Genomic DNA, 16,055 nt, shown 5'->3' with positions numbered 1-16,055 from the left:
GTGTGATCCTCGATACGCCGACGCCCAGACTTGGCCGTTCTGTGATCATGAAACGCCGCACCGCAGCACTGGTTGCGCCGGGAGTGGCAAGATTGTCGCAACGCGACCGTGCGGAGGCCGTCGCCCCCTTTACGGTCGCCCCCGGGACGCGGCACAACGCAGGCCCGTGGCCCGCGATGGATGGGCCGGCAGCCAAGGCATCTCGCTCAGCATGACGATCCAGCGCTTCGAATCCGGCCCGCGCATGAGCCAGGCGGTCACCTACGGCGACATGGTGTATCTCGCCGGCCAGACGGCCAACACCACTGTCGGCGCCGGCGTCACCGCGCAGACCCAGGAGATCCTTTCCAACATCGACCGGCTCCTGGCGCTGGCCGGCAGCGACAAGAGCCGCATCCTGCAGGCGACGATCTACCTCTCCGACATCGCGACCTTCGCGGAGATGAACGCGGCCTGGGAGCCCTGGGTCTCGCCCGACGACAAGCCGGCCCGTGCCACGGTGGAAGCCCGCCTCGCCGGCCCCGAATACCTCGTCGAGATCGTCGTCGTCGCCGTCAAGGCCGCCGCGTGATCCGCGCGCGCACCCGCCGCAGCCTCGTCGCCGGGACGCTGATGGCCCTGGCGGCGGGCTGGGGCGGTCCTGCGCGCGCGCAGACCGCACCCCCCGAGCGCGTGATCAACATCTACAACTGGTCGGACTACATCGACCCGAAGATGCTCGATGCCTTCACGAAGGAGACGGGCATCAAGGTCGTGTACGACACCTACGACAACAACGAGATTCTCGAGACCAAGCTGCTGGCCGGCCGCTCCGGATACGACCTCGTGGTGCCGTCGGGCCCGTTCCTGCAGCGCCTGATCCGGGCGGGGGTGTTCCAGCCCCTCGACAAGGCCAAGATCCCGAACCTCGTCCACGCCTGGCCCGAGATCACGGGACGGCTCGCCGCCTACGATCCCGGCAACGCCTACGCCGTCGACTACATGTGGGGCACCACTGGGATCGGGGTGAATCTCGGCCTCGTGCGCGAACGCCTCGGTGCGGCCCAGCCCCTCAACACCTGGAATCTCGTCCTCAACGGCGGCCTGCTGAACAAGCTCAAGGATTGCGGGGTCATGCTCCTCGATTCGCCCGAGGATCTGATCCCGAGCCTGCTGCCGGCCTACGGCCTCAAGCCCGACACCCGGCGCTGGGACGACATCACCCAGGTCACCGACGCCCTGTTCAAGGTGCGCGGCGCCGTGCGCAAGTTCCACTCGTCGGAATACATCAACGGCCTCGCCAACGGCGACCTGTGCTTCGCGGTGGGCTATTCCGGCGACGTGATGCAGGCCAAGAAGCGCGCCGAAGAGGCCAAGAACGACGTCGAAATCGCCTATTACGTGCCGCGCGAGGGGTCGCTCATGTGGTTCGACGCGTTCGCGATCCCCAAGGACGCCCCCCATGCGGCGGAGGCCCACGCCTTCATCGACTACATGATGCGGCCCGAGGTGGCGGCGGCCAACACCAACTTCGTCTCCTATGCCAGCGGCAACGCGGCCGCGAAGAAGTTCGTCAAGGCGGAGATCCTGGGCAATCCCGGCATCTACCCGGACGACGCCACCCTGCAGCGCCTGTTCGTCAACACCGCCTGGGACGACCGGACCCAGCGCTTCGTCACCCGGGCCTGGACCCGGGTGCGCACGGGGCGCTGACGCGCCGCTACGCGACGGCCGGCGGCTCGTCGGCCTCCGGACCCGTCGGCGAATTCAGGATGTCCTCGAGTTCGTCCACGAGCCGATCGATCTGATCGGGCGTCGCCAGGACCTTGAGGGTCTGGCCGTCCTGCGTCGCGAAGGCGAGTTCGATGTCCTCGGCTGAACGGGCGGCGAGGATGCGGGCGAGGCGGTGGGTGGCGCTCATGGGGATCTCCGGGGGTGAGGCGTTATCGGACGAGGAGGGCCACGGCCACGGCCGGGCCGCAGGTGGAGGCCCAATCGGCCCCCGTCGCGGGAAGCCGGTCGGCGATGAGGTCGGTGAGCGCCACGGCCGGACGGCCGAGGCGGGTCGCCAGACGCTCGGCGACGAACCGCCCGGCGCCGCAGACCACCAGGGGGGCGTCCGCCGGCAGGTCGCTGCGCGACAGCAGCAGCGCCGCCGCATCGTGGAGCGGGCGCAGCTGCGCCTCCGCGAAGTAGGCGGCGAGCGCCCGCCAGTCCGCGGGATCGCCCTCGCCGTGGTCGCGGCCGATGATGCGGGCGAGCCGGATCTCGCTCTCGGCCAGGGATTTGCCCTTGCCGTCGGCGCTCTGCTGCTGATCGGCGTCGTCGGGCAGGTCGCCGGTGATGCGGTAGACATCCGCCATCGTGGCGAAGGTCTCGGCCATGAGCCGGGTGCGTCGGCCCCGGAACGGGGCATGGTCGCAGAGCGCGATGAGGTGGGAGCGCACCACCCCCGTGTAGACGAGTTCGCCCGTCTCCAGGCGCTCGGCATCGCTGTAGCCCGATGCCGCCGGCGTCCCCCCGACGACGGGGATCAGGTCGGCGGTGGTGGAGCCGATATCCACGAGGAGCGCGTGGGCGTGGTGCCGGCCGACCAGGGCGGCCGTGGCGTGCCAGTTGGCCGACGCGATGTCGGCGGCGGCCATGCGGGCGTATTCCGGCGCGAGGAGACCGGCGCGGCCGCCGTAGATCCGTACGGACCCTTTGAGATGGGCGGCGGCCCAGCCGGCGAGTTGCGCCACGCCGTCGGCCCGATCGGAAAAACAGTCGGTGAGTTCGCCCGTCATGGTGACGACGTGGTCGGCGGGAGCCCGCGCCCAGTCGGGGAGCTGGGCGAACGTCTCGTCGAGGGCCGGCAGGCCGCGCCACAGGCGGCACGGCGCCTGCACCACGGTCTCGACCCGGCCGCCGCACACGAGGGCCGCCTTGACATGGACCCCGCCGAGATCCCAGCCGATGACGGGCGTTTGTGCGGGGGCGGATGCTGCTGACACGGAGGCGGGCCTGGGAACGGAGAGCGGGATGGCGGACGGATTCGAGATCATTCCGGTGATCGACCTGCGCCACGGGCAGGTGGTGCGGGCACGGGCCGGCGAGCGCGCCTCCTATGCCCCGATCGTGACGCCGTTGGCAAAGGAATCGTCGCCCGGGGCCGTGGCGCGCGGACTCATGGCAGCGGTGCGAGCGACCCGCCTCTACGTCGCCGACCTCGATGCGATCATCGACGGCACCCCGCCCGACCGGGAGAGCCTGGAGGCGATCCGGTGTGCCTGCCCGGATGCGCGGCTCTGGGTCGATGCGGGCTTTTCGCACGCCGCCGGGGTGGACGCGTTTCTCACCGCCGGCCTCGGGCGGCCGGTGATCGGCAGCGAGAGCCAGACGGATGCCGGCTTGGTGCGGGCGCTCGGCGGGCGGGCCGTGTTCTCCCTCGACACGCGGGGGAGCGAGCGGCTCGGGCCGGATGCGCTTCACGACGAACCGGCCCACTGGCCGCGCGACGTGATCGTGATGACCCTGGGCCGGGTCGGTGCCGGGGCCGGGCCGGATCTTGACCGGCTTGCCGCCCTGCGGGCTTCGAGCCCGGCGACCCGCCTCTATGCGGCGGGGGGCGTACGCGGCCCGGCGGATGTGGCGGCCCTGGCGGGGATCGGCGTCGCCGGCGCCCTCGTCGCCTCCGCGATCCACGATGGTTCGCTCGGGGCGTAGTGCAAAAAGAAGGGGCGGCCGAAGCCGCCCCATCCGAAGAGTTCATCGTCCGAGGAAGATGGATGCCAGTCGCTGGATCAGGCCCCGCGGTGCGGGCGGAGGCTCACTCTGCCCAGGACTGCCCCCAATCTAAGCGTTCGACGCGAAGGGGTGCGAAGCCGAGTTGCGCTGCTCGGTGGCCTGAGCGGCGGTGGGCTCGCCCTTGACGGCGCGCTGGATGGACAGCTTGACGGCGTCGTAGTTGTACTTCTGGATCTTGGCGTCGTCGGCCGCTTCCCAGTGAATGAACACGCCGACCAGGATGAACAGGTCGTCGGCCTCGTCGGCGGGGATGATACCCTCGGCGACGGCGTCCTGCACGGCCTTGGCGACGCCGTGCTGGGCGGGGCCGAACATCTGGACGGCCTGACGGGCGTCGTTGATGGTGACCTTGTTGAACATCAGGGTGTTCGGCTTGCAGGGCAGGTTCGGCGCGATGACCGCGAGCAGGCTGGTGAAGCCGTGCTTGTTGTTCACGAGGCCGTTGCAGAAAGCCGTCTCGGCCGGCGAACCGCGCGGTCCGATGATGAGATCGATGTGGGCGACCTCGTTGCCATCGCCGACGAGAGCCTCGCCGACCAGAACCTTGTTGATCTTCGCCATGTGGGGTTTCTCCCAGGAGTCTTGAAAAGACGTGACCGCCCTCGAAGACGAGCGCGGCCGAAAGCTATCCTTGTTCACGGCGTCCAGCCCCCGAAAGGGCGGACCGGTTAGCCCGGATCGCGGCGCGGACCCTACTCTGGGCGTTTGCCCGGAACAACCCTGCGCGAAGCGTGGTTTCCGGCAAATTATTTGATCTGGGCCGGAACAAACGCTGACGATGGTGAATCCGCAGTCAGTGTTTCGTCGGCGCAGGTCAGACGAGCAGATGATCGAGGAACAGGGTCGCCACGGTGAAATCGGCGCTGGTGCCGGGGTTGAGTCCGGCCGCCTTCCAGGCTCGGTCCTTCGCCATCAGGGCGTCCACGGGCAGGACCGCGAGATCGAGGTCGAGGAGATCCACGGCCTCCGCGCGCAGGGCCTCGGCGACGGGCAGCCCGTGCTTGCGCGTCACGTGACTGTCCGGCACGCCGGCGAGGTAGGCGAGGAAGACGGCCGTCGTGGTCCACGGCGCCGACAGCCCCCGTGCCCGCGCCGCCGCCAGGGCCGGCAGGCCGATGTCGAAGAGATCGGCGAACCCGGTGACGTACGCGCGGGCGATGGCGTCGCGCGGGGCCGCCTCCGCCATGCCCGTCAGCAGGGCGGGGGGGGTCCCGGTGCCGGTCACGTCGTGGCGCTCGGCCGTGCCGAGGCCGCCGGGATTGGCCAGCCGGATGGCGGCGTAGACTTCCTCCGCGTCCCGTCCGTCGAGGCCGTCGAGCACCCCGGCCAGGGCGGCGCGCAGCGGCGTGCCGGCCTCGGCCGCCAGCGCCAGGGGCGCGCAGAGGAGCAGGATTCCCAGATTGGTGTTCTGGCCCACCGCCGCCAGGGTCGCCTCCATGGCGGTGCGGACCCGTGGTCCCACCCGCGTGCCGGTTCGTGCCAGATGCGGGGCCGAGACCTCGGCACTGATGACGAAATCGCGGGTGGCCATGCGATGGCCGTCGGCGAAGGCATGGACGTTGCCGGGTTTCAGGGCGTCGAGCTCGGCGAGGCAGCTCGCCCGGTAGGCTTCGCCGATGGCCGTGAGGCGGGTCATGCGCGCGGCTCTATTCCCGGAGCCCTCATCCCAGGGCCGAGACGAGGCGCGGGGGCCGCGCCGTCCGCACGGCGGCGAGGAAGCCGCGCGCGACCGCGAGCGCGATGTCGACCTCGACGACCTTCTGCAGGCCCGACCAGGCCGGCATCGAGTTGACCTCGAGGACGAGGAAGCCGCCCTCCCCGTCCTCCACGAGATCGATTCCGGTGTAGTCGACCCCCACCGCCGCCGCGGCACGCTCGGCGAGCTCGGCCGCCGCGGGCGGCATGGTCCAGGGCAGCGGCCGACCCCCGCGGTGGACATTGGTGATCCAGCCGTCGCCCTCGCGGATCATCGCCGCGATGGCGCGGCCCTCGCAAACGAACACCCGGTAGTCGCGCCACAGCCCGTCGCTGCGGGCGACGTAGCGCTGGAGATAGTAGACCCGGGACACCGCATCCTCGCCCGGCAGATCGTCGGGGGTCTCGATGAGCTGAAGCCCCTCCCCTTGCGAGCCGAACAGGGGCTTCAGCACCAGGGGCCGGCCGGGACCGGCCTCGCGGGCCACGATCTCGGCCGCCGCCGCGCGCTTGGAGACCACGAAGGTGTCGGGCGTCGGCAGGCCGGCGCGGTCGATGAGCAGGCTCGTCATCGCCTTGTCGACGGAGCGCTCGATGGAAGCGGGCGAGTTCCACACGGTGGTGCCCGAGGCGACGAGGGCGTGGAGCACGCCCAGCCGCATGGTGGTGGCCTCGAAGGTGCCGCCGGCCACGGTCCGCAGCAGGACGCCGTCCGGCAGGGCGTCGGGAAAACCCGGCACCCGCAGGGGCTCCCGTCCGCCCGTCCGAATGGCGACGTCGGCCAGGGAGAACAGCACCGGCTCCGCACCGAGATGCTCCAGGGCGGCCTTCAAGCGCGCCTTGTGCCAATTGCCGTTGTCGGCCGCGAGCCCGATCCGCATTGTCTTGTTCTCACACGATATCCGGATTGATCCGGCCGGGCTGCCGCGCAGTCCCCTCGCCCCGCTTGCGGGGAGAGGGCCGTGCCGATCCTGTCGTCGTCACGGCGAGGCGGCAGCCGAGGGTGAGGGGGCGTCGGCGAAGGAGTCTCGTCCGGAGACACCCCCTCACCCTCGCTTCGGCTGGCGGCGTCGCTGGCCGCCGGGGTCCATGCGGCCCTCTCCCCGCCCGGCGGGGAGAGGGGGCAGGCGCCCTGCCCCCGTGATCCACGTCAGCCGAACGAGGCTTCCACCAGCTCCGGCATCAGCCGGCCGCCGCGAAAACTCTTGCCCGTGGTGACGGAGGTGACGATGACCTCGGCCGGGCTGAACAGGGCCCCGTCGATCTTGTAGAAATCGCCGTTCACCCGGCCGAAGATGTCGGCGAAGGGCGCGCCGTGGTCGGCCGAGGTGGTCGACGGCAGCTGCTCGGCGAGTTGGCGGGCGTCCGCCTCGTCGGCCTCGACGTAGAGGTGAACCCGGCCGCCGTAGATGATGGCGTCGTTGGTGCGGCCCATGGCCTGGATGAAGTCCGGGTGCTGGGGCGACAGCGGCGCCGAGCCGAGGCCGTCGACGATCTTGTGCAGGTCGAACCCGACGGTGTGGGCCTTGTGCAGGGCCACTTCGAGGACGCGGGCGACCACCTGGGTCGCGCCCGCGAGACTCTGGGTCGGGGCGTAGATGAAGGTGAGCTGCGCCGGGCTGAGGCCCGTGGCCTCGGCCACCTTGGCGATCACGGAGGCCGGCGGGCCGCCGGCGGCTTCGAGCACCAGGGCGGTCTGGGTGGCGGTGTCCTTGTAGCCGAGCTCGGCGTAGAGGTCCTCCACCACGGCGACGGCGCGGCCTGGGCCGGAGCCGAGGGCGAAGAAGCCGGAATCCCCGGTCTCGTCGGCGAGCGACCAGCCCGCATACTGGCTGCCGAGGCAGGCGATGACCGGATCGGACGAGTGCACCACCACGGAGTAGGGCCAGGCCGCGACGGGGCCGGACGGCGCGATGGTGACGGTGCCGAGGCCACCGAGGCAGATCTCGGCGATGCGGCGTCCGGCCTCGATGGAGCCGCGCACGGAGGCGCCGGCATCGACCATGCGGGCGCCGTCCTGCGTGGTCACGGCGAGGCGCAGCAGGCCGGCATCGGCGACGAGGCGCTCGACCAGGGGAGCGGTGAGCGCATTGACGCTCGGATAGGGGCTTTTGGGCGCGGTCGGACGCGTGGTCATGGGTGTTCCTCCGTCAGATCGAGCAGGGTCCGCAATCGGGCAGCCCGGCCTCGCAACATCTCTCTCGTGGCGGCCGAGTCCGTCCCCGTTGCGAACAGGGTACACAGGGGCGCGTCGCGCGCCACCGTGCTGCCGGATCTTGGGCGATCGCGCACGAAATCCGGCCAGTCGAGCGGCGGCATCGGCGCGTAGCCGGTGGCCGCGTAACAGATTTCCGTGGCCGCCGCATCCACCGGCGCTTCCTCCACGGCAGGCAGGCGGCCGAGGCTCGCCGCGATGTGATGGGCGAGCAGCGGCGTCGGGCGCCGGTCGAGGACGTCGAGGGTGGCGCCGGGGCGCGGGTTGATCTCGGTGAGCCACCAGTGTTCGCCGGACACGAGCAGGTCGGCGCTGGCGAGGCCCCGCAGCCCGGTTTCCGAGACGATGCGTTCGACCGCCTCGGCGATCCGGTCGACCATGCGCGGGGCGAGGGCCGGCCCCTCGTGGCGCGCACGCTCCACGGCACCGGCATAGCGGAACGGGCGCAGGGGCGACGGCGCGCTCCACTGTTCGGTTATGCCGACGATTGCGATGTTCCGGCCGTCCGCCAGGAAGGCCAGGGCATGGGCCCGGCCCGGTACGCGGGCCTGGAAATAGGCGCCGGGTGGCGCCGGCCCGGCGGTCGCCGCCCGGATATGGGTGCCGCCCGAGCCGCCGGCCCGCTTCAGGAGCCATCCGGCCCGGTCGGGCACGGGATCGCGGGTGACGGCGGGATGGGGCACGCCGAGATGGGCGCACAGGCCCGCGAAGCCGAGCGGGTCCTTGAGGCGCGTGACCGTGTCGGGTGCTGCGCCGAGGAGGCGGAAGCGCGCCGCGAGGGCGGCCATGAGATCGGGCGTACCCTCGAAACCGCTGCCGAGGACGAGCCCGACCGGTGGCCGGTCGGCCAGGGCGGACAGGGCGTCGAGGTCCGCGAGCACGCCCGCGCCACCGAGGCGCCCGTCGCCGAACCGGCCCGAGGCGCGGCGGTGGTGCTCGGCGAGGTCGAGGGTGTCGTCGTCGCCGAACAGGTCGAGGACCAGCGGGCGAAACCCCGCCCGTCGCGCCGCCTGAGCCAGGGCACGACCGGATTGGGCGGCGACGAGGAGCGTGTCGCCCGTCGCAGCGCCTGCGGGACCGGACAGGGCGCGCGCCTCGCCGATAGGGACGGGCCGAACCGGTTAGCCCGCGACCTCGACGGCCACCGTGTAGGCATCGCGAAAATCGAGGCAGAGGGGCTCCTTGGCCTCGAGCATGCGGCGGAACAGGCGCGACTGGGTCTGGTACTTCACGTTGCCCACCGCCAGCGCGCCGATGCCGACGCCCTTGCCCACCGGCAGGGGCACGTCGACGGCGTTGACGTCGATCCCGGCGATGCCGGCCGGGGGGACGGCGTTGACGTCGGAGGCCACGAGGAGGTTCGGCGCGGATTCGAGATCCTCCGCCGTGAGGATCGAGACCCCGGCGGGGCCGGCCGAGAGGATCACGTCGGCCTTCGTGATGGCGGCGCGCCGGGCCTCCACGGTGGACCCGTCCACGGACCCGACCTCGACGCCGAAGCGCCAGCGCATGGTATGGGCGATCTTGCTGACGCGCTCCTCGCCGTCATGGCCGACGATGGTGGTCTCGGCCCCGTTGAGCGCCCCGATCACCGCCGCCACGTAGGCGACGACGCCGGCCCCGCCGAAGATCACGATGCGCTTGCCGGCGAGCTCCGTGTCGAACTTCGCCTTCAGGGCGCGGGTCACCTCGGCGACCATGGCCGCCCCAGTGGTAAAGGAGCCGGCCGGGTCGGCGAAGATGTGGTTGGCGAACGGCGGCACCAGGGCCTTCTTGGCCCGGTCGACCATGTCGAGGGCCTCCTCGGCGTTCTTGCCGGCGATGAAGATGCCCGTGCGCGTCCCGTCCTGGGGCGAGCGCGAAAAGATCGAATCCTGCACTAGGGACGTGACGTCGGGCAGGCTCGCGCCCGTGTAGGTCGCGATGGTCTCGAACCCGGCATCGACGGCCATGTTCACGTCGAACGGGCTCATGTGCTTGAGGGGCGTGATCATATGCAGGATCGAGCGGGCCATGGCGGGTTTCCCTCCGTGCGGTCGCAGTCAGTTCCAGAAGACTTGCCCCGAGCGTGCGCCGGGGTGGTGAAATGTCAAAGCCGGTCGATGCGACGCCGGTCAAGGATCGGAGTAGGCCGCCCGCCTTAAAGCGGCGTCACCGTGGCGCCGGTGTTGCGGCCGCGCGCGATGAGGAAGCGCAGGGGGCCGGGCCGCTCCAGGGACGCGACCAGCCTTCGCGCCACGTCCTCCGACGGCACCAGGGCGAAGCCCGTCGGCCCCCACGAACTCTGCCCATAGCCGCTGATCCCCTGCGCCGCGACGGCGGAGAGCGCCTCGGCCACGGCGGGGCTGGCGTAGCGCCCCCCCTGGTGGGGGGCGAAATGGTCGCCGATGAGGCGCTGGATCCGGGTGATGCCGGCGCCGAATCCTTCGGGCTCGGCGGTGGCGGCGGCGGGCAGCACCTGCATGAGGACGAGGCGGCAGATTTCGGCGGCCTGAGCCTCGGGAAAGCGCGGCAGATCGCGAAAGGCCTCGGTCTCGTGGGCACCGTGGACGCCGGTCATGCCGGTGTCGAGGATGAGGACGACGCGCCACGCCTCCGGATAGTCGAGCCGCGCGATCACGGGTGGGGGCGTGCCGAGGCCGTCGCGGCCCCCGTCGACGATGAATCCCCCTTGCGTGAACGCCGCCAGGCCGACGCCGGAGCGGTTGCCCCGGTCGAGGGCGTCGGCGAAGGCCTCCGGCGCGAAGGCCCGGCGGGCGAGGCGGGCCAGGGCCGCCGCGACGGCCAGCGCCAGCTGCGTGCCGGAACCGAAGCCCGCATGGGCGGGCATCGTCTCCTCGACGGTCAGTGCCGCGTGGCCCTCGATCCCGAGATGGCCGGCCGCCGCCAGGGCGTAGCCGTGCGCCCGCGCGGCTTCTGGGCCCGTCACCGTCAGGCTGGTCGCTGCGCGCGCCGTGAGGGTGACGGCCGGGGCGTCGAGGGCGAGGCCGAGGCTGCCGAAGCGCCGGCCGAGCCCGCCGTGCAGGTCGAGGAAGCCGAAATGCAGGCGGCCCGGCGCGTGCACCCGCACGCCCCGCGTCGCCACGTCGTCCCCTGCCCCGTCCCCTGCCCCATCCGGGATCTGTGTCACGTCGATCCCTCTCGATCCTGCGGGCCGCATCATACGGCTCGGTCAATCGCGTCGCTGCGGAGCGGATTGCCCGGCAGCGGGCTTCTCCCACGGAGCGCGGACGCCTCGCAAGCGCCGCGAGCGCATCCATCCTCCGGCCTGCATCGCGCGGAGTCCGTCGGAAGTTTCGGTGCTGGGGCAAGTCAAAGCTCGGGCAAGCCAAAAAATTCCAGCCTCAATCGGTTCGGCGTCGGCCCCGGGACTTGCTTGGGGCGTCGCCCCGATGCAAACGTGCCGCCCGATCGTTCTGGACTGGCTCAGTCCCGCCGTGCGCGACCCCTGTTTTCGTGGTGTGTGCCGGGCTCTCGATTTTCCAAGGTGCAAAGTATGGCGGCCTGGGTGAAGGGTGGTGCGACGGATGCGGACGCAGCGGTGGAAGCCGCCGCGACCCTCCTCGCTGCGGCGCGCACGCCCATCGTGGCGGGCCTCTGTGCCGAGCTGAGCGCCGTGCGGGCGGCCTATCATCTCGCCGATGCCATCGGCGCTTCCGTCGATCCCGTGGCGGGCACGAGCCTCTACGCCGAACTGGGCTCCCTGAGCCGGACCGGCGGGATGCTGACCACACCGGCCGAGACCACGGGCCGGGCGGATGCTGTCCTCATCGTCGGCAACGCGCCGTGGGACCGGCCCATCGTCGGGGAGCTTGCTAAATCCGCGCCGACGCGGGGACGCGCCGCCGGGGCCGAGCGCACCCTCCTGTCGCTGGGCGGTCCGGGCAACGGCGCGACCCGGCACGTGGCCTATCCGGCCGAGGCCGGTGGTCTCGCGGTCTCCGTCGCGCATCTGCGCGCTTACCTGAAGGGGCATCTCGCGGGTGAGACCGCCTATGGCGATCTCGCCAAGCGTCTCGCCGCCGCACAGTACGGCGTCGTCCTGTACGACGCGGCCGAGCTCGGCGAACTCGGCGTCGAGATGCTCCAGGGCATGGTCAAGGACCTCAACGAGGTCACGCGCTTCTTCGCCCTGCCCGTCTCCGACCCGTTCCAGGGCCGTGCCCTCCTCCAGCTCGCCGCCTGGACCACTGGCCAGGCCCCCCGCGTCGGGTTCGGCCGCCACGTGCCCGAGCACGATCCCTGGCGCTTCGACAGCGCCCGCCAGATCGCCGCCGGCGAGGCCGATGCCGCCCTGTGGCTCGCCTCTCTCCCGGCGCCCCGGCCGGACTGGCTGGGCACCCTGCCCGCCATCGCCATCGTCGGCGAGGGCAGCCCCGAGGCCACGGGCGACGCCGCCGAGATCGTCATCGCCGTCGGCGTGCCGGGCGAGAGCGCCGGCGGTGCCCTGTGGAACGACCGCCGGGCCACCGTCACGTACGCGCCGCCCACGGGCCCGTCGGCCGAACTGACGGCCGCCGGCGTGCTCGGCGCCATCCAGGACCGACTCGTAGAGATGAAGGCCGCCTCATGCTGATCCGCATCCAGGGGGGACGGGTCGTCGATCCGACGGCCGGACGCGACGCCGTCGGCGACGTCTGGATCGAGAACGGCCGGGTCGTCGCCGCCTCCGAGCGCACGCCCGACCAGACCATCGACGCCACGGGTTGCGTGGTGATGGCCGGCGGCGTCGAGGTCCATTCGCACATAGCCGGCGGCAACGTGGTGATGAGCCGCCTGCTCCTGCCGGAGCTCTACACCAGCGAGGCGGCCCCCGAGGGCCATCCCTTCGCGCATGCGGGCGGCTCTGCCGCCTGGATCGGCGCGAACTATGCGCGGATGGGCTACACCATCGCGGTCGAGCCGGCGATGCCGCCGGCGAGCGCCCTCTCGACCCAGCTCGAACTCGCCGACATTCCGCTGCTCGATCGCGGCGCCCTCACGGTGATGGGCAACGACGACCACCTGCTCCAGCTCCTGCGCCAGCGCGAGGGCAAGGCGGCGGTGCGCGACCTCGTCGCGCTTGCGGTCGCCACCTCGCGGGGACTGGGCGTCAAGTGCATCAACGCGGGCGGCGCCTCGGCCTTCAAGGACGGGATGCTGAAGCTCAGCCTCGACGAGGAGATTCCCGTCTACGGCCTGTCCACCCGCAAGATCATGACGGCCCTGCTCGATGCGGTCGAAGAAATCGGCGTGCCGCACCCGTTGCACGTCCATTGCAACAACCTCGGCATTCCGGGCGCCGACGAGTCGTTCGTGGACACCCTCGAGGCGGCGGAAGGCCGGCGCATCCACTTCGCGCACGCCCAGTTCTACGCCTACGGCGTCGCCGATCCCGAGAATCCGGCCACCGGCGGGTTCCGTTCGGCGGCCGAGCGCATCACCGAGGCGATGGAGAAGCACCCCAACGCCACCTTCGACGTCGGCCAAGTCGCCTTCGGCCAGACCGTGACCATCTCGCTCGACATCCTGCGCCAGTTCGCGGGCCGCAAGGGTGCCAATCCGAAGAAATGGATCCTCACGGCGGGGGACGCGGAAGGCGGCGGCGTCGTGCCGTTCCTCTACAAGCCGCGCGGCGCCGTCAGCTCCCTGCAATGGGCCATCGGCCTGGAGCTCATGCTGCTCTCCAAGGAGCCGGAGCGCACGATCCTGACGACGGACCATCCCAATGGCGGTCCGTTCACGGATTACCCGCACATCATCCATTTGCTGATGGACAAGGAGAAGCGCGACCGCGAGATCGCCGGCCTCCATAAAGTCATCGGCGAGCGCTCGGGCCTGTGCGCCATCGAGCGCGAGTACAGCTTCTCCGAGATCGCGCAGCTCACCCGCTCGGGCCCGGCCAAGCTCCTCGGGCTGATGGATCGCGGCCACCTGCGCGAGGGCGCGCGGGCCGACGTCGCCATCTATCGCGACGATCGGGATCGCACGGCGATGTTCGCCCGGGCGAAGTACGTGCTCAAGGACGGGGTGACCATCGTCGAGGACGGCGAGGTCGTGGCCTGGACCTCCGGGCACACCCTCGAACTCACCGTCGAGTCCGACAAGGCCATGGTCGCCCGCTCGGAGACCTACCTGCAGGACCGCTTCGGCGCGGGCCTGAGCTCCTTCGAGGTGCCGGACGAGGCCTTCCCGAAGGCGGACGTGTTCGAGGAGGTCGCATGTCTGGCTTGAAGGACATGTCCGGCTTGAAGGATGGGCGTCGCGTGAGGACCGGTGGCTGACATGACGGAACTCACCCTCAACGGGATCCCGGTGATCGACACCTTCGCCGAGGCGTTCGACGTCGCCGGCACGGCGATCATCATCACCAACGATACGGCGAAGTGGGCGATGATCGCCGCCGTCACCATGACGGGGTTCGCCACGTCCGTGATCGGCTGTGGCGCCGAGGCCGGCATCGATTGCGAACTGTCGCCCGAGGAGACGCCGGACGGGCGCCCCGGCGTGCGCGTCCTGCTGTTCGGCTTCGAACCGAACGGCCTGAAGGACCAGCTCCTCAAGCGCGTCGGCCAGTGCATCCTCACCTGCCCGGGCACCGCCTGCTACGCCGGCGTCGACGGCCCCACGAAAATAAAACTCGGCGGCGCCATCCGCTACTTCGGCGACGGGTTCGCCGTGGCCAAGCGCCTGCCCGATCCCATCACCGGCCAGTCGCGCCGCTACTGGCGCATCCCGGTCATGGACGGCGAGTTCCTGTGCGAGGACTTCGTCCGCGCCGTGGACGGGGCGGTCGGCGGCGGCAACCTGCTGTTCCTCGGCCGCAATCATGCCGAGACCCTGAAGGTCGCCGAGATCGCCGTCGATGCCGCCCGCACGGTCTCGGGCGCGATCCTGCCCTTCCCCGGCGGCATCGTCCGCTCGGGCTCGAAGGTCGGCGCGCGGACCAAGGGCATGATGGCCTCGACCAACGACGCCTATTGCCCGACCCTGAAGGGTCGGGCCGGCACCGAACTCGGGGCTGACGTCGGCGTGGTGCTGGAGATCGTCATCGACGCCCTGACCTCGCACGGGGTCGCCGAATCCATGCGCGCGGCCCTGCATGCGGCCACCGAGGCCGGCGCGGCCCACGGGCTCGTGGCGGTCACGGCCGGCAATTACGGCGGCAATCTCGGCCGCCATCACTACCACCTGAAGGACCTGCTCTCGAAGGAGCCGGCGAGCGAGGCTGGAGCGGCATGAGCACCCTCACCCTGCGCCAGGAGCCGCCGGAGCGGCTCGACTTCCTGCACGTCACCCCCCTCTCCCTCAGCGGACTCAGCGAGACCGAGGCGGCGAAGCTCCCCGTCGGCACCAGTCGCCGGGGCCTGACCCTCGGCGACTGCTTCACCATCAGCCTCGACGGCTCCGAGGATCTCGTCATCGAAGGCGGCTCGTCGCGCCTCGACCGGGTCGGCGCTTCGCTGGACGGCGGCAGCATCCGGGTGGTCGGCGATGTCGGCCAGCGCCTCGGCGCGGGCATGCGGAACGGCACTGTCACGGTCACCGGCTCGGCCGGTCCGTTCGCGGGGTCGGGGGCCACCGGCGGCACCATCACCATCGAGGGCGATGCGGGCGACCATGCCGGCGGGGCGGTCTACGCCGCCAAGGCCGGTCTCGACGGCGCCACCCTGATCATCAAGGGCGCGGCGGGGGATCACCTCGGAGACCGCATGCGGCGCGGCCTCATCCTCGTCGGGGCGGCCGGGGCCCATGCGGGCTCGCGGATGATCGCCGGCACCATCGCGGCGACCTCCGTGGGCGACCACCCGGGCTTCGGCATGCGCCGCGGCACGATCCTCACGGGCGGCGTCGGTGCCCTCAGCCCAAGCTTCGTCGAGACCGGGACCCACGACCTCGTGTTCCTGCGCCTCCTCGCCCGGTCGCTGCGGCCCCTGAGCCCGGCCCACGCCGACCTCGCCGCCGGGGCGCTCACCCGGTACTCGGGCGATCTCGCGACCCTGGGCAAGGGGGAGCTCTGGGTATCGGCCGCCTGACGGCGGCTGCGACAGTCGTTCAGCCCCGGAACGAGGGCTACTATATTGCGTAAATCTCCCGTGCGGGCGACCTTTCCGTCCCGCCGGGAAGCATCATCGTGCTGGCCCGCGCGTCCAGTCCGACGCATTCTAAGGCGCAGCCGATGCTCATCCTGCTCTCGATCTGTCTCCTGTCCGAGCCGACACGTTGCCGCGAGGACCGGATCGATCTCTCGTTCGAGGCCCGCAGCCCAGCCGTGTGTCTGCGCAACTCCCAGAGCGCGCTGGCCAAATGGCAGGCGGAGCATCCGGAATGGCAGGTGAACCGCTGGCGCTGCGCCGTACGGGGGACCGTTCCGCGCGATCTGTGATCGCGTCGCGAACCC

At 71.2% G+C, this 16,055-nt stretch carries 17 protein-coding genes; 8 read left to right on the top strand and 9 right to left on the bottom strand.

Annotated elements, in window-relative coordinates:
- Window positions 1-211: 211 nt before the first annotated feature.
- Window positions 212-571 (top strand): RidA family protein, encoded by a 360-nt coding sequence (locus tag ASF25_RS13660; RefSeq protein ID WP_056175150.1) that lies wholly within the window; start codon window positions 212-214, stop codon window positions 569-571.
- A 41-nt stretch (window positions 572-612) separates the two neighbouring features.
- Window positions 613-1,692, top strand: a complete 1,080-nt coding sequence (locus ASF25_RS13655) for a polyamine ABC transporter substrate-binding protein (RefSeq protein ID WP_056175633.1) — start codon at window positions 613-615, stop codon at window positions 1,690-1,692.
- Window positions 1,693-1,699: 7 nt separating this feature from the next.
- Here the strand turns inward: ASF25_RS13655 and ASF25_RS13650 are convergent, their stop codons facing one another.
- Together ASF25_RS13650 and ASF25_RS13645 are read right to left on the bottom strand one after the other, a co-directional pair.
- Window positions 1,700-1,900 (bottom strand): hypothetical protein, encoded by a 201-nt coding sequence (locus ASF25_RS13650; protein ID WP_056305187.1) that lies wholly within the window; start codon window positions 1,898-1,900, stop codon window positions 1,700-1,702.
- A gap of 22 nt (window positions 1,901-1,922) precedes the next feature.
- Window positions 1,923-2,972: a hydantoinase/oxoprolinase family protein gene (locus tag ASF25_RS13645; protein WP_056305281.1), complete on the bottom strand. Its 1,050-nt coding sequence runs from the start codon at window positions 2,970-2,972 to the stop codon at window positions 1,923-1,925.
- A gap of 28 nt (window positions 2,973-3,000) precedes the next feature.
- Between ASF25_RS13645 and ASF25_RS13640 the strand changes: the two genes are divergently transcribed.
- Entirely contained in the window at window positions 3,001-3,684 is a 684-nt protein-coding gene (locus tag ASF25_RS13640; RefSeq protein ID WP_056261378.1) for a HisA/HisF-related TIM barrel protein, read from the top strand.
- Window positions 3,685-3,813: 129 nt separating this feature from the next.
- Here the strand turns inward: ASF25_RS13640 and fae are convergent, their stop codons facing one another.
- From fae to ASF25_RS13605, 7 genes are all read right to left on the bottom strand, one after another.
- Window positions 3,814-4,326, bottom strand: coding sequence for a formaldehyde-activating enzyme (gene fae / locus ASF25_RS13635; protein WP_056175161.1), 513 nt, complete (start codon window positions 4,324-4,326; stop codon window positions 3,814-3,816).
- Window positions 4,327-4,579: 253 nt separating this feature from the next.
- Window positions 4,580-5,401: a triphosphoribosyl-dephospho-CoA synthase gene (locus ASF25_RS13630; RefSeq protein WP_056305184.1), complete on the bottom strand. Its 822-nt coding sequence runs from the start codon at window positions 5,399-5,401 to the stop codon at window positions 4,580-4,582.
- Window positions 5,402-5,426: 25 nt separating this feature from the next.
- The gene (locus ASF25_RS13625) at window positions 5,427-6,341 is read right to left on the bottom strand and encodes a RimK family alpha-L-glutamate ligase (protein ID WP_056175168.1); all 915 of its coding nucleotides are present in this window, start codon (window positions 6,339-6,341) and stop codon (window positions 5,427-5,429) included.
- A gap of 269 nt (window positions 6,342-6,610) precedes the next feature.
- Window positions 6,611-7,597: a methenyltetrahydromethanopterin cyclohydrolase gene (gene mch, locus ASF25_RS13620; RefSeq protein ID WP_056175171.1), complete on the bottom strand. Its 987-nt coding sequence runs from the start codon at window positions 7,595-7,597 to the stop codon at window positions 6,611-6,613.
- Entirely contained in the window at window positions 7,594-8,694 is a 1,101-nt protein-coding gene (locus ASF25_RS13615) for an ATP-grasp domain-containing protein (RefSeq protein WP_244473016.1), read from the bottom strand. The genes mch and ASF25_RS13615 overlap by 4 nt, the downstream gene beginning before the upstream one ends.
- 102 nt (window positions 8,695-8,796) lie before the next feature.
- Window positions 8,797-9,690 carry an NAD(P)-dependent methylenetetrahydromethanopterin dehydrogenase gene (locus ASF25_RS13610; RefSeq protein WP_056175176.1) on the bottom strand — a complete coding sequence of 298 codons (894 nt, stop codon included), beginning with the start codon at window positions 9,688-9,690 and terminating at the stop codon, window positions 8,797-8,799.
- Window positions 9,691-9,815: 125 nt separating this feature from the next.
- A complete protein-coding gene (locus ASF25_RS13605; RefSeq protein ID WP_056305180.1) occupies window positions 9,816-10,805 on the bottom strand; it encodes a beta-ribofuranosylaminobenzene 5'-phosphate synthase family protein in 990 nt (329 codons plus the stop codon).
- Window positions 10,806-11,171: 366 nt separating this feature from the next.
- Between ASF25_RS13605 and ASF25_RS13600 the strand changes: the two genes are divergently transcribed.
- The 5 genes from ASF25_RS13600 (at window position 11,172) to ASF25_RS13580 (ending at window position 16,040) form a co-directional block, all read left to right on the top strand.
- A complete protein-coding gene (locus ASF25_RS13600; RefSeq protein WP_056305179.1) occupies window positions 11,172-12,251 on the top strand; it encodes a hypothetical protein in 1,080 nt (359 codons plus the stop codon).
- Complete coding sequence (locus tag ASF25_RS13595) at window positions 12,245-13,888, top strand: formylmethanofuran dehydrogenase subunit A (RefSeq protein WP_056305177.1); 1,644 nt, start codon at window positions 12,245-12,247, stop codon at window positions 13,886-13,888. The genes ASF25_RS13600 and ASF25_RS13595 overlap by 7 nt, the downstream gene beginning before the upstream one ends.
- A 51-nt stretch (window positions 13,889-13,939) precedes the next feature.
- Window positions 13,940-14,896 (top strand): formylmethanofuran--tetrahydromethanopterin N-formyltransferase, encoded by a 957-nt coding sequence (gene fhcD / locus ASF25_RS13590; RefSeq protein ID WP_056305176.1) that lies wholly within the window; start codon window positions 13,940-13,942, stop codon window positions 14,894-14,896.
- Window positions 14,893-15,690 carry a formylmethanofuran dehydrogenase subunit C gene (locus ASF25_RS13585; RefSeq protein ID WP_056305174.1) on the top strand — a complete coding sequence of 266 codons (798 nt, stop codon included), beginning with the start codon at window positions 14,893-14,895 and terminating at the stop codon, window positions 15,688-15,690. Before fhcD ends, ASF25_RS13585 begins: the two co-directional genes overlap by 4 nt.
- 143 nt (window positions 15,691-15,833) lie before the next feature.
- Window positions 15,834-16,040 carry a hypothetical protein gene (locus tag ASF25_RS13580; protein ID WP_056175636.1) on the top strand — a complete coding sequence of 69 codons (207 nt, stop codon included), beginning with the start codon at window positions 15,834-15,836 and terminating at the stop codon, window positions 16,038-16,040.
- The last annotated feature ends 15 nt before the right edge of the window (window positions 16,041-16,055 follow it).

The sequence above is a fragment of the Methylobacterium sp. Leaf100 genome (genome assembly GCF_001422845.1).
In the GTDB taxonomy this organism is placed as follows: domain Bacteria; phylum Pseudomonadota; class Alphaproteobacteria; order Rhizobiales; family Beijerinckiaceae; genus Methylobacterium.
This window is presented reverse-complemented; position numbering and strand designations above follow the sequence as displayed.

Bases quoted from the DNA above. Each gene is read 5' to 3' on its own strand.
- ASF25_RS13660 (WP_056175150.1), top strand. From the start codon at position 212: ATGACGATCCAGCGCTTCGAATCCGGCCCGCGCATGAGCCAGGCGGTC.
- ASF25_RS13655 (WP_056175633.1), top strand. From the start codon at position 613: ATGGCCCTGGCGGCGGGCTGGGGCGGTCCTGCGCGCGCGCAGACCGCA.
- ASF25_RS13650 (WP_056305187.1), bottom strand. From the start codon at position 1,900: ATGAGCGCCACCCACCGCCTCGCCCGCATCCTCGCCGCCCGTTCAGCC.
- ASF25_RS13640 (WP_056261378.1), top strand. From the start codon at position 3,001: ATGGCGGACGGATTCGAGATCATTCCGGTGATCGACCTGCGCCACGGG.
- fae (WP_056175161.1), bottom strand. From the start codon at position 4,326: ATGGCGAAGATCAACAAGGTTCTGGTCGGCGAGGCTCTCGTCGGCGAT.
- ASF25_RS13630 (WP_056305184.1), bottom strand. From the start codon at position 5,401: ATGACCCGCCTCACGGCCATCGGCGAAGCCTACCGGGCGAGCTGCCTC.
- ASF25_RS13625 (WP_056175168.1), bottom strand. From the start codon at position 6,341: ATGCGGATCGGGCTCGCGGCCGACAACGGCAATTGGCACAAGGCGCGC.
- mch (WP_056175171.1), bottom strand. From the start codon at position 7,597: ATGACCACGCGTCCGACCGCGCCCAAAAGCCCCTATCCGAGCGTCAAT.
- ASF25_RS13610 (WP_056175176.1), bottom strand. From the start codon at position 9,690: ATGGCCCGCTCGATCCTGCATATGATCACGCCCCTCAAGCACATGAGC.
- ASF25_RS13600 (WP_056305179.1), top strand. From the start codon at position 11,172: ATGGCGGCCTGGGTGAAGGGTGGTGCGACGGATGCGGACGCAGCGGTG.
- ASF25_RS13595 (WP_056305177.1), top strand. From the start codon at position 12,245: ATGCTGATCCGCATCCAGGGGGGACGGGTCGTCGATCCGACGGCCGGA.
- fhcD (WP_056305176.1), top strand. From the start codon at position 13,940: ATGACGGAACTCACCCTCAACGGGATCCCGGTGATCGACACCTTCGCC.
- ASF25_RS13585 (WP_056305174.1), top strand. From the start codon at position 14,893: ATGAGCACCCTCACCCTGCGCCAGGAGCCGCCGGAGCGGCTCGACTTC.
- ASF25_RS13580 (WP_056175636.1), top strand. From the start codon at position 15,834: ATGCTCATCCTGCTCTCGATCTGTCTCCTGTCCGAGCCGACACGTTGC.